The sequence below is a fragment of the Endozoicomonas sp. 2B-B genome (assembly GCF_053470045.1).
This window is the reverse complement of record NZ_JBLZMU010000001.1, coordinates 4976002-4990099: the sequence shown is the minus strand read 5'-3', so window position 1 is coordinate 4990099 and position 14098 is coordinate 4976002. Positions and strand designations below refer to the sequence as shown.

3 protein-coding genes are annotated in these 14098 nt (G+C 47.4%); 1 reads left to right on the top strand and 2 read right to left on the bottom strand.

The features are described 5' to 3' along the window. Positions 1-72: 72 nt before the first annotated feature. Positions 73-6915, bottom strand: coding sequence for a hypothetical protein (locus tag ACOMHB_RS18860; RefSeq protein WP_448217776.1), 6843 nt, complete (start codon positions 6913-6915; stop codon positions 73-75). A 44-nt stretch (positions 6916-6959) separates the two neighbouring features. Between ACOMHB_RS18860 and ACOMHB_RS18855 the strand changes: the two genes are divergently transcribed. After that, a complete protein-coding gene (locus ACOMHB_RS18855) occupies positions 6960-7118 on the top strand; it encodes a hypothetical protein (protein ID WP_422411613.1) in 159 nt (52 codons plus the stop codon). A gap of 90 nt (positions 7119-7208) precedes the next feature. Here ACOMHB_RS18855 and ACOMHB_RS18850 read toward each other — a convergent pair whose 3' ends face one another. Continuing rightward, positions 7209-14021 carry a hypothetical protein gene (locus ACOMHB_RS18850; RefSeq protein ID WP_448217775.1) on the bottom strand — a complete coding sequence of 2271 codons (6813 nt, stop codon included), beginning with the start codon at positions 14019-14021 and terminating at the stop codon, positions 7209-7211. Positions 14022-14098 lie beyond the last annotated feature (77 nt).

Here is a 14098-nt window from a genome sequence, read left to right as displayed (position 1 = left end):
GCCTCAGAGTAGGGTGCTTTTATTGCTGTGAAAAATATTGCTGTGAAAAATGATTGGACGGACAAGCAGCTTTTAATCAAGACTGTATGCTGCCGAGGTTGCAGGTAAAAAGCCTGATTGAGGGGCATTTCTCTTATCATGATTGTGAAACTTCTGATCATCGCCCTTTTGCGATTGGTAAAGGGCGCCAAGAGTATAGGAGTAAGGGATACTTTCTGCATGGGAAAACGACCATTTAGGTACATTTTCCCGGAAGTATTTCTCCCAGCCATTCTCAAATAGTCTCATGGTGCGATCACGGCGTTCACGGAACTGCAGGTAATTTTCGTGTCGAGTCCAGCCATACATCGTGTTGTTGGCTTTAACACGGCTTGCATATTCTTCATCGGTCTCACTGAAGCCCTGAGGCGAAGCAACAGCGGTGCGTTGCAAATACTCATCGTCTGTTTCACCCAGGCCCCACCAGCGATCAATCCTGTCAAGACTTCGCCCCAGAGGTCCACCCAGCCAATGAGTGAGCATCTTGTTGTCGTTCATGAAGAAATCAAAAGCGAGACTCGACGCCAGAGCGAATCCAAAGGTTTGAGCATAGGTGAACCCAGATAGAAGTCCGTGGGCGTATGATCCGACTGTGGCTACCGGACCTAATACGACACCGGCTGCGGCAGAGGCAAGCGTTTTCACTTTTTGTGGGGTCACCCTGTGCAGCAGCGGTACCTGAACCCCCTGTCCGGAACCCATGGATTTCACTATTTCGGGTACCAGACGGGAAATGCTGCGATACATCCGGGGGTTGGCATGGTGCTGTCTGGCAAACAACATGGAGCCGGTTCTGAGCAGAATGACTGAAGAAGCAGCCTTACCCAGCGGCATTGCAAGCCCGCCCAGTTCAGAGAGTTTTTCAAGTTCAGTGTGCCCGAAATATTGGCCAGTTCGGTCAAGATCAACACGGTAGCGCTCCATCCAGTGCTGGAAAGGTGTCAGCATCCTGTGCGTGTAATCACCCCTGTTGGTCAGGTCCAGGAGATAGAGGAAAGACATGTTTGTGAGCGATAGTACTGCAGCCTGCCAGGCGTCAGCCAACACCAGTAGGGGTTTGTAGCTGGAGTAGTACCAGGTGACAGCCTGTACCAGAAAGGCTGAAGGCTTAACCCAGTAATCCTTTAGCTGGCGCTCAACCGCTGCAGCATGAGCCTGCATCAATATGTCATGAATGGCCTTGATCAGTTCTGATTCCGATAGTCCGGCAACATTGGCGTAAGGTGTCAGGGTATCCTGAGTATTGGCCAGAAATGCTGCTGTCCTGCGGCCATTTTCAAAGGCAATATCGTCAAGCACGTAGTTGGCGATGACAGCCGCTGCATAATCTTTCATACCGGCAACAGACTCCTTCATACCTGCCGGGCCAGGGGCAGTCACGGTCACAGGAATAAAGGCACTCTGCATAAACTCCTCAGCACCCTTGTCGGACAGCATCCTGACAACCTTGCAGAAGTGAAGCATGTCGGCACCGTGTCTGCAGGCAATAAAGTGTCCAAATTCACCCTCTACCTCATAACCATCGACACCTCTGACGGCCTTCATAAAGTTCTCAAGTTCAACCTTGCTGATCAAACCTTCACGGAGCAAAGTGATGAGCTTGTTACCACTGGCAGAATGGCTGGCGAAGTATTCCGGGAAGCTTTTCTGGTCCCCTGGTTCATGCGCTACGTAATGAATGGCTGCTGAGCCCATGCCAAAGATTTCATCGTCGTATAGCTGTGTGCCTTTTTTCAACTCCATTCTGGCACTGTCCATCAGACGCTGGACTTCTTCCAGGGCACTTAGAGGCTGATCTTCCAGTGGGGTTGCCGGGGATTGAGTCTTCAGGCTCCTGAAGATTTCCACAATCCGTCCGGCCTGATCAAACGTCAGGTCGTCTCCGACCATAGCCCGCAAGCGAATCGGTGCAAATTCACCGTCAAAATTAAAAGTCGCAAGGTAGGGTACTAACTTACCATTCCTTTCTGCAGACTCTGCCAAACCCATTGCGGCTTCCAGAGCCTGCTTCTTGAGAGAGTGCTGCTGCATGAACAGGAGCATAGCTTTGCGGGCTTTTTCCTGCTTCAGTGTAAACTGAGAGGGGCCACCCTCATTCTGGACGGCGTTTTCTGCAGTCTTAAGAGTTTCCTTCATTCTTTCAATGTTTACTTTCCCGGCTTCAATCCTGGCTTCCAGACGGGCCTGTTCCTGAATCAGTTGCTGGATCTTGCCACCAGTACCATCAAACCCGCCCAGTTCTATCCGTTTGTCTCTCAGGGCAATAAGCCGTTGTGCACTGGTGTCTGAAGGGTCTGGCTTTAGGCCCAGGGCTTTTTCAGTGACCTCAAGAGCCTCTTCATTCTCCGACAGAATTTTTTTCGCTCTTGAAAAAAAATCACTTTTCTTCCTCGGGGTGGGAATCAGCTGCTCTCTTTCGTTCTTATTCCTGGTTTCAGCCTTCTCATCGATGCTTCCAAAATCGGTAGTCTTCTGCTTTTCAGGATCCGGATTCTCTTGTGCAGAATTCATTTCAACCATTTCAGAGGCCAGACCGACAATTTTCCTCTCGTAATCATGCAGGAATTGCGTGATCAGAGAGTACCTTTTCCTGGTTAAAGGCAGTTCCCCCAATGCCTCGTCGGCGGTATCGATTACGTCAGGCTCATGAGAACTTGTGGAGACTTTAATGAGATAATCAAATGCTTTCAGTGATCCGGAGTCACCTTTTGTCTGGATGTTCGGATCTTTTGCAGCAGCTTCCAGTGTATCAATGTCCTGACCTTGTAATTTGGCATCGATCATCTGAAGTAAACGTGTTAAGTACTCTAAACGTTCTTCGAGGTTTTTCTTATCATCTGCAGACGGAACCAATTTGCTCTGAGTTCGTTTCGTTGCCTGATTGAGAGCGCTGCCGTCCTCATCCGAGACAGGCTGGACACCATCGTGAATCTCAAACAACGATGGTTTGCGATGAGGATTCAGAGTCGCCAGTCTGCGATGATCATCTGTCAGTTCACTTTCAGCTTCATTTATTGCTCGCCTGACGGTGGCCAGTTCACGATCAAGAACGTATCGGGGTTTAGGTCCCAGGCCTGCCATTAGCCTGTCAAGCTCATCATCAATGGCGGCGATACGCTCATCGACATCAGGCTCAGCCGTTTTTTTAACTTCGACATCCAGCTGGTACAGTTTCTGCTCAATCAGACTGTTCTGTTCGTCGATGCTGGCATCGTCCTTATAGTCTTCAACGTTGAGTTGACGAGCCATTGCATTATTTCTGTCTCTTCTGACACTTTCATCTTCATAGACTTCGTTTACTTCATCCAATAATGCGTAAATTCTGGCTTTCAGAACATCCTTCTGGTCAGACAGGTTGGTATCTTTTTCTAATTCCACCTCCAGATCCCTGGCCAGTCTAAAAACCAATACCTCGTCTCTTTCTTTGGCAAAAGCGTTTTCATCCGGTTTGATGTTCAGCTTTTCCTCTATTGCTTTAAGCCATTTTGTCTGTTGATCTCTGGCTCGCTCCTCCCAACTCTCGACTTTATAGTCAAGACGCACTCGAAGCCAATCGAGTTTCATAGCCTTCTCATCCAGTAGTGTTCTGACTTCAACTCCGAGGGCATTATGTATCTGATCCAGCAGGTCTTCTGAAACATCTTCGCCGTCAAGTTTTAAGCGCACGTTGCAAAGCCTTGCTGCTTTGTCATCATCTTCATTGACTTTGATGTTGAGTATTTCCTCCATTGTTTCCAGTATTTCCAGAGCCTCTTCCTCTGCCCGCTGGGCAGCTTCTTTGATGTATGTCTGCATGTCATCAGCAATAGCCTGACGACGGTGGTAGACATCGTCCTCTTCATTGAGGTCTTTCATCTTCAGAGCTTTTTCTACAGCACCCAGTTTCCGGAGGACTTCCGGTTTGGCTCTGGGGTGCCCCGGAGTTCTGATGTCTTTCAGTTTTTCTTGCAAATCTGCAAACTCGATAACCTTGCTATAGGCTGCATCTATCAGGGCGCTTCGATCCTCTAATGTGCGCTCTTCATTCATCTCAATACCGAGAATGTTCGCCAGAGCATTTTCCCTGACCTTGAGGGAAGCTTCTTTCATCCCGTCCTGAACATTGATTGCCTCAAGTTTCTTAAGCCGGTGTTTTTGATGCGCATTGATGGTCTGTAGTTTCATAAGCAGGCGATCCTGCTGCGCAAAAATTTCGGCATTGCCGTCAAAATCCTCAATGTTTAATTGCGCAGCAATGTTTAAATAGCGGGCTTTGACTGCAGTCAGTTCTTCACTATATGTTCCGGTGCTCTGAAGAAGTTCCTTATCGAACTGGGCCAGCTTCAGCTTCTGCTTCAGTTGTTTTTGAATGGTCTGGCAACGGACTTCCGGCTCATTGTCGTTATTCGGGATCAGTCCGAGCTGTACTTCAATGGTAGCCAGTCTGTTGTCGATTGCCTTATCAGTGAGTTCTAACTTTTCTTGCAGGTGCTCTTGAATAAAGTGGTAGCGGGCATCCAGATCGTTTTCACTGGCTGGATTAATCTCAAGCTCGTTTTCAATGGCCGCCAGTTTTGCTTTTACAGCGTCTCCCCGAGGCTGTTCTGTCGGGGCATCTGTTGTCGCAACAGGTCGGCTGATTTCATTAATTTTCTGTCTGATGAGTCTGGCTTGCTCTTCTGGTGGTTCAGTATTATCCCAGTTCTCAATACCAAGCTCTTTTGCCATTTGAGTGTTGTAATCTTCTCTTTCTGTCAGTATTGAGTCACGAAATTCTTTTTGCAGCGCTGGAATTCGACTGACTTCTTCCTGAAGATCCTTTAACCATAATCGGTTTTCCAGTTGTTGATGCTGAAAAACTTGATGACCTGCCTGAGCTACCCGTTGCTCAAGTTGCTGATTAATGGCCTGATGACGAGCTTCCAGATCATCCTGGTTATCCGGATCCAGACCCAGCAGATCCTCAATAGCCGCGAGTTTTGTTTTAACTGTCTTTTCCTTAGACTTTTCTGTTACGGCAGCCGTTGAGGCAACTGCTCTGATGATTTCATCAATCCTCTCTATGATGAGTCTCTCTTGCTCATTGTCGGGCTGGGTATCATCCCAGTCATCAATGCCAAGTTCTGCTGCCAGTTGAGAGTTGCGAAATTTTGTGGCTTTCACTCTGGCGACACGAACTTGTTGTTCCAGCTCCGGGATTTGATCGGCTTCCTGGCGAAGTTTATCGACCCATTTTTTCACGTGTTTCCAATCTTGAAAAAGCCATTCCAGCTGCTCGTCAATTAGCCTCTTGAGTTCTTGTGCTCTCTGCTTTTTCGCTACGCTGATATTGGCTATTTCACTTAAATACTGTAAGAAGTTTTTAAGCTCGCCGAGTTTGCCTGCTTTTAAACTCAGCCCCTCCAGCTTGTCTTCCATCTCAAGCAGCTGTCTGGTCATGTCGCCAAAGACTCGGGTAGCAAACCTGGCGTCGTCTCCAAAAGTATCGGCAGACAATTCCGTTGCAACGGGTATAACTTTCTGAACTTGTTGAACAAATTGCTCGCTGGTCAGAAGATCTCTCAGTAACGGTTTGAAGTTGAAGTGCTTTTCGAGTTGCACCTGTATCCAGATTGGCGTCATGACCGAGGAAGCGACTTTGATATGTGCTGGTGTGAATTCAAATTCATCTGCATTATCGGGATTAGCACTGGTCAATGCCTGCTGAAGCGCTTCATAGCGTGCAAGCATCAACAGTTTATTTTCTTTAAATTCAACACCGAAATAGGCAGCCAGATCCGTAGCAAACTCCTCAAGCATTGCCATCTGCTTGCTTCGGATGATGTACTGATAGCTTTTGAGCCTGTCTTTTTTGACCTTTACCCTGACTGCTGGAGCGGGGGTATCAGCGATATCTTCCTCTCTCAGGTTTAAGAGGCCTTGTACAAAAGCAATATCGGTCGGATTCTGCTTCTGACCCCGGAAAACAATAATCTCCCCCGGAGTCTGTGTCACTTCCAGTCTTGGATGACCATCAGGCACATAATAAGCCTCTGTTTCATCCTCAGCGTGTACAACATATCCGACAGGTTTCTGGTATGCCAAAAGTTCATTCAGAGCTTCCTGTTGTAAAATCTCTCCCAGAACATAAACCTGGGTATAGGCTGAGGTGGCTGCGGCTAAAAGAACCTCATCATTGATATAGAGCGATTTATCCAGCCGCTGCAGTTCAGGAGGCTGATCGCCTGAAGCGACGAGACGCATGAAGGTGCGCCGGTTCACTTCAACGTCGTCTACTTTAATGGAGGCAAGAACAGTGTACTTATCCGCTGCGCCAAGGCTTCCTGCTCTTTCACTGGCGGCTTTCAATACTCCGGCCAGTTGTTCGGGGTCGGCAATTTTTGTCAGAGGTTCTAAACGTTCGGTGTCGGCCAATTGAGCGCGAACAGCCCTGATTGAATTCCGGGATGTCATCCTGTCTCTGACTTCAATGATCAGTTCCTTTTCTGCAAGGTTATGGGTAAACCTGAAGATCCCCTCATTACCAACCTTCAGAACTTTGGTGTATTTCTGAGCAACGTCATTGTCACCTGTTTCAAACTGATCAACACTGGAAACACCACCCTCGATGCCAGAAAGAACGTCCGTGAAACCTTCAGAAGGAACGTTATAGCCTGCTCTGGCCTGAGTCTGATCAGGGTAGGTAGTTGTGAAGGATTTGGGTATGGGTTGCTGGTCATCACCTAAAGTTGGCTGAATCCTGACCTCGCTGTGGGTAAACTCTACATGTTTATTGTCGGAAATATCGACAGATTTTGTCTGCAGCCTGCGATCGGCCAGTGCCTGGGTAGCAATAATGAAAGAGCTGATTGCAACGGCCACTGCAAGGCTCAGCGCATTGGGGCGAGCATTTGTCATTCTACTACCTCAGAGCTAAGTATTTTCAGTACTGTGAAAATCGATTGCCACAAATTGCCACAACCAATGAGGAAGCGGCTTTTAATCGCTTGTTTGATTGGCTTCAGACTTTGCTGGCTCAGAAGTCGGGCTCAGAAGGAAAGGTGACACTTGACGTTAGCGTCTTAGCGGTCATTGCAGGTCGTTGCCTGTTGCCTGATTAATTCAACAGGACTTTTCCGCTTATGCTACTTTTCCTGCTTGCCCCACTTGTCATCAGTTTCGAGCTCGCCTGAGGTGGTCGATATAAAGCTTTATTGAGAGGCGTTTCTCTTACCATGAACAGGCGCCTTCTTGTCATCGCCCTGTTGCCAATTGTAGAAGGTGCCCAGAGTGTAGGAGTAAGGAATACTTTCTGCATGGGAAAACGACCATTTAGGCACATTTTCCCTGAAGTATTTCTCCCAGCCATTCTCAAACAGTTTCATGGTGCGATCACGGCGTTCACGAAACTGCAGATAATTTTCATGTCGAGTCCAGCCGTACATCGTGTTGTTTGCTTTAACACGGTTTGCGTATTCTTCATCGGTTTCAGTGAAGCGTTGAGGAGAGGCAACAGCCGTACGTTGCAAATATTCATCGTGCGTTTCACCCACGCCCCGCCAGCGATTAATCTTGTCGAGACTGCGGCCCAGGGGGCCACCCAGCCATTGAGTGAGCAGCTTGTTGTCGTTCATAAAGAAGTCGAAAGTGAGGCTAGACGCCAGTGCAAAACCTAACATTTGAGCGCAGGTAAATCCGAATATAAGACCATGAGCGTATGCTCCAACAGTGGAGACCGGGCCCATAACCAGACCGGCTGTGGCGGAGGCCAGCGTTTTTACTGTTTGTGGTGTTACCCTGTGCAGCAGGGGTACCTGAACCCCCTGTCCGGAACCCATGGATTTCACCATTTCGGGCACCAGACGGGAGATACTGCGATACATATGCGGGTTGGCATGGAACTGTCTGGTGAACAGTCTGGAGCCGGTTGTCAACAGTATGACTGAAGAACCGGCCCTGCCATAGGGCATGAACAGCCCGAGCATTTCAGAGACTTTTTCAACTCCGCCGTGGTAGGCATATTGGCCGGTTCGATCAAGATCAATACCATAGTGTTCCAACCAGTGCTGAAAAGGTATGATCATTCTGTGCGTATAATCCCCCCTGTTGGTGAGATCCAGAATGTAGAGTTCCTCCGTGTTTAACAAGGACGCTTTGGCAGCTTTCCAGGCCCCAGTCACTGCCAGTAGTGGTTTGTAGCTGGTGTAGTACCAGGGGACAGCTTGTACCAGAGAGGCTGAAGGTTTGAGCCAGTAATCCTTTAGCTGGTACTCAACCGCAGCGGCGTGAGCCTGCATCAATACGCTATGGATAATCTTTATCAGGTCTGACTCAAACAGGTCAGCAACATTGGCATAAGGTGTCAGGGTATCCTGAACATTGGTCAGGAATGCTGCCGTCCTGCGGCCATTTTCAAAGGCAATATCATCAAGTATGTAGTTGGCGACGACAGCGGTGGCATACTCTTTCATGCCGACAACAGACTCTTTCATCGCTACCGGACCAGTTGCGATCGTGGGCACAGGTGTAAAGGCACTTTTCATAAATTCCTCAACACCCTTGTCGGACAGCATCCGGACAACCATTTTAAACTGATGCACATGGACGCCTTGTCTACAGCCAATGAAGTGTTCAAATTCGTTCCCTGTCAGATAACCATCAATACTTCTGCTGATCTTCATATAGTTCTCAAGTTCAACCTTGCTGATCAGACCCTCCCGTAGCAGAGCTATGATCTTGTTACCACTGGCCGAATGGCTGGCGAAGTATTCCGAGAAGCCTTTCAAATTCTCTGTTTCGTGCCCGAAGTGTTGAATGCCTGTTGAGCCTATGCGTTTAATGACATCGTCGTAATGTTGAGCCCCTGTTTCCATCTCATTCCTGGCTCTGAAAACCAGATACTCGAGTTCTTCCAGCGCATCCACAGGCTGATTTTCCAGAGGCTTGTAAAGGCTTACCGGGAAGTCCCTCTGCAAAATCCTGAAGACTTCCACAATCTGACTGGCCTGCTCAAACGTCAGTCTGTCTCCGACCAATGCCTGTAAGCGAATGGGTGCAAATTCATCGTCAAAATGGAAAGTTGTAAGGAAAGGTGTTCCGTACTCTATTGCTGCTTCTGTCAGGCCAAATGCAGCCTCCAGGGCTTGTTTTTTGAGAGGGTGCTGCTGCATGAATTCGAGGATAGCGTCCAAAACTTTTACTTGTCTCGGCGTGTGTTGGAAGGGAGCGCGATAATTTTCGACGGCTTCCTGAGCAGTCTTCAGGTTTTCCTTCATTTTCTTAATGTCTGCTTTCCAGACTTCTCTCTCAAATGTCAGACGGGCCTGTTCCTGAATCAGTTGCTGAATCTTGCAGCCATGACCATCATTACCACCCAGTTCTACCCTTTTGATTCTCAGGGCATTAACCCTTTTTCTGATGTCACTGGTGCCTGGTTTGAGACCCACGGCTTCTTCAGTGGTTTTAATATCCGCTTCATGAGCCTCCAGAACTTCCAAAGCTTTTGCTGCAGCGTCACTTTTCTTCTTCAGGACTGCATTCAGCGGTTCAATTTCGTTCTCAGTCTCCTCTCTACTATGATCCGGGTACTTCAACGCAATACTCTTTTGAAATTCTGCTAATGCCGCGTCCATACTTTCTCGGTCATGCTTATCCAGGAATTCCCTGACCTGAGGTTTGTTTCTCAGGGCATTAACCCGTTTTCTGTTCTCAGTAAAGTCTGGTTCAGGACCCTGGGCATCTTCAGTGGCTTTAATCTCTGCCTCATGAGCCTCCGGGGTTTTCAATGTTTCTGGTTCAGTGTCACTTTTTTGTTCCGGGGCTGTCTTCGGCAGTGCCATTTTGTTTTCAAGTCCGGTTTTAGCCTTTTGATCTGCGTCTCCGGAACGGTTAATCTCCTCCTTTTTAAGATCCAGATTCTCTTGTGCACTAATTTTTTGCAACAATGCAGATGCTGCGTCCTTAGCTTTTCTGTCATGCTCATGGAGGAATTCTTTGGCCTGAGAATATTTTTTCCTGGTTAAAGGCAGTTCACCCAATGCTTCATCGGCTGCATTGATTTCGTCCCAATCATGAGCCTCTGCAGAGGCGGAAATGGCAATAATGTAGTCAGCTTTTAGCGGTGATCCCGGGCCGCCTTTTATCCGGATGTTCAGAGCTTTTGCGACAGCTCCCAGTTGCTCAACGATTTCATCTCGTCTATCTGCACCTTGCTCCCCCATGAAATGTCTGATGTCGTCTACTCGTTCTTCAGGGGTTTGTTCATCACCCACAGGCAGACCCAGTTCGGTCTGAATATGTTTCATTGCCTGATTGAAAGCTCTGTCGTCTTCATCCGAGATGGGTTCAACGTCATCACGACTCACAAAAACGACTTGTTTGTGACCAATAGCATTCAGTTTGCGATTAACATCTGCCAGTTCACTTTCAGCTTCTTCCAGTCCTCGTCTGGCTTCAGCCAGACAACGATCAAGCACGAATCGGGGCTTGGATCCCTGAGGAGCCATTCGCCTGTCAAACTCATCTTCAATGGCGGCGATACGTTCATCAATATCAGGCTGGCCCGCTACAATGACGTCTTTGTCCAGCTGCTGGAGTTTTGCATCAATCAGACTGTTTTGGTCGGCTATAGTGGCATCATCCTGATAGTCTTCAATGTTAAGTCGATGAGCAATTCTATGGTTATAGACTCTCTTGATAGATTCATCATTTTTATCTTTAACGGCTGTGTTTACTTTATTCCGTACTACCTTAATTCTGCGTCTCAGATCATACTGATGGTCAGACAGGCTGGCACCTGTAGCAAACTTTACCTCTAGAATACTGGCCAGTTTAGTTGTCAAAGTTCTGCCTCTTTCTTTAGCGGCAGGGTTTTCATAAGGATCGATATTTAGCTCATCCTCCACAGTGGCAAGATATTCTGCCTGTTTTTCTCTGGCTCGTTGCTGCGATTCTTCGACTTTAAAGGTAAGACGCTCACGAAACCTGCCGAGTCTGATATCCCTCTCTGCCGGTTCCTCCTGAGCAGTGCTGTCAGCTTCCCAAAACAGGATCTTGTCCATCTCGTCCAGCTCGTAGGGCGTGATATCACCACCATCATCAAGCCTTGTACGAAGCCTTTGAAGTCTTACTGCTTTGTCATCTCCTTCATTGATTTTGATGTTGAATAAACTTTCCAGGTTTTCCAGTACGATCAGGGCTTCTTCCTCTGACTGCTTTCTGGCTTCTCTGATGTATTTCTTGATGTCTTCAGCAATGACCATGCTATGGAAATACAAATCTTTTTCTTCACTGAGGCGCTTCTGCAGAGCTGTTTTCAAAGCTCTCAGCTCTCTGGTTACTTCAGGCCTGGCTATGGAGGGGGGCGCTCTTCTGGTGTCGTCCAGTTGTTCTTTTGAATTTGCAGGGCTGGAGGAACGGCCATGTGTTCCTTCTATCAGTGTGTCGCGTTGTTCTATTGTGCTTTCTTCATCCATTGGAACAGGTAAATCTTTTGCCACAGCATCTTGCCTGACTTTGACGTCATCTTCTTGCGAGCGGTATTTAGCATCTGGTTTCCGAATACTCCAAAGCAGCTTTTCCAGATATTCGTCGATTTCAGCATTCATTGACTGAAATCTGTTAAACAGTTGATCTTGTTCAACATTCATTTCATCAAGACGCTTTAATGCAGCATTCAGTGACTTAAATCTGTGAAACAGCCGCTTTTGTTGAGAGTCAATGTCTGCATTGCTATCAAAATCCTTAATGTTTAAATGTCTGGCAGTGGCTGCATTGAAGGCTTTGATTTCAGCTTCTTTTTTAGCATCTGTTCTGGTGCCCTGTTGCGGAAAAGAATGTTCCTGGTCGAGCGGAACTGTCGACTGCTTGAGGCACTGCTCAATGGCCTGATAAATGGCATATTGACGGCCTATCAGGTCATCATTGTTTTTCGGAGCCAGACCCAGCACTCTTTCAACGATACCCATTTTCTCCAGGAGCACCTCATGGTTCTGTTCTGCGTATTTATGAAATTGTCTTTGAATGAACTCAAAGTGGGCAGCCGGATCCTTTTCAGTGACCAGAAAAATACCAAGCCGTAATTCCAGGGCCGCCAGTATTTCTTTGGGAGAATCTCCCACAGGCGGATCCATTGAGGCCGTCAGCCTGAAGACTTCATCAATTTTTTTTCTGATCAGTCTGACTTGTTCTTTGAGTGTCTTGCTAGTATCCCAGTCATCAATACCAAGATCGTCTGCCAGTTCAGCGTTGAATGCTTTTTTGGCATTTGCTCTGACAGCTGCGATATCTGCTCTGGTATCACGTACGCGTTGTTCCAGCTTTGGAATTCCTCTGACTTCCTGCTGAAGTTTCTGTGACTGGTTTTGCAGTCCTCTCATCAGGTTACGAACCTCTAAAAACTCATCCTCAACTTGTTTCCTGCGTTGAAGAAGTCTGACTTTACTCTTTACATCATCAGAGACTCTGTTCCTTATGAGCATTAACTCCTTTTCAAGCTGGATGAGTCTGACTTCTTTTACCTGCTGCTGCTCTTCCAGCTCGCTTTCTATCTTATTCAGCTGTCTGGCCATGTCGTCTGTGACTTTGAAAGCAAACTTTCTGTTGTCCTCAAAGACATCGGCCTGCATTTCGTTGATACGGCTTATAATGGTTGTTACTTCCTGAACATTCTGAATAAAGAGCTGACTGGTCAGAAAATTTTTAATGGCGGGTTTGAAACTGAAGTGTTTTACGAGTTGACTGTGCATCCAGGTTGGCGTGGCCATTGACGAAGCCAATCTGATGTGTCCTGATGTGAATTCAAAGTTATCTGCTTTTTCCGGAGTAGCACTGGTTAATGCCTGCTGGAGAGTTTCATAGTATGCAAGCGTAATCAGTTTTGCTCTGCCAGATTCACTATTGAGCTGAACAGCTATCTCCTCCAGCAATGCCATTTGCCTGCTTCGAATGACGTACTGGTAACTTTTGACCTTATCTTTTTCTACCTGAGCTGTTGCCGGAGGAATGCTGTTGTCAGTGATGTCTTTTTGAAGGAGGTTATAGAGGCTTTCCACAAAAGCGATGTCAGTCGGATTCTGCTTCTGACTATGGAAAACAATAGCTTCCCCCGGAGCCTGTTTCACTTCCAGCTTTGGATAACCAGCGGGCACAGGACAAGCCTGTGAGTCATCCTCAATGTATACAACGTAGCCGATGGGTTTATGGTAGGACAACAGATCATTCAGGGCTTCCTGTTGTAAATCCTTCCCCAGAAGATGAACCTGGGTATAGGCAGATGTGGCGGCTGCGAAAAGAGCTTCATCATTGACAAAGAGCGATTGACCCAGGCGTTGCAGATCCGGGGGCTGATCGTCGGTTGCGATAAGACGCATGAAGGTACGCCCGTCAACTTTAACTTCGTCTACTTCAATAGTGGCAAGGGCAACGTAATTATCAACTTCGCCAAGGTTTCCTATACTTCCACTGACGCCTTTCAGTACTGCGGTTAGTAGTTCGGGGCTGGCAACTTTTGTTAAGGGTTCTAATGGTTGGGTGTCGCCTGATTGAGTTAAAATAGCTTCAATTAAATTCTGATCGGTCATTTCGTTTCTGACTTCAATGACCAGTTCCTTTTTGGCAAGGTTATGGGTAAACCTGAAGACCCCCTCATTACCTACCTTGAGGACTTTGGTGTATTTGCGGGCAACGTCATTCTCGTCTGTTTCAAACAGATCAACACTGGAAACACCTCCCTCGATGCCAGAAAGAACGTCCGTGAAGCCTTGAGAAGGAACCTCGTAGCCTGCTCTGGTTTGAGTCAGATAAGTGAAGGTGGTTGTGAAGGATTTGGGTATGGGTTGTCGGTCATCACCTAAGGTTGGCTGAACCATGACCTCGCTCTGGGTATACTCTACGTGTACACTGTCCAGAATATCAACAGACTTTATTAGCAGCCTGCGATCACCCAGTGCCTGGCTGGCAATGATGGAAGAGCTGATTGCAACGGCCACAGCCAGGCTTAATACATTGAGGCGAGCACTTGTCATTCTACTACCTCAGAGCTAAGTATTTTTAGCACTGTGAAAAGTGACTGGCACAACAGGTGGGGAAGCCGCTGCTAATC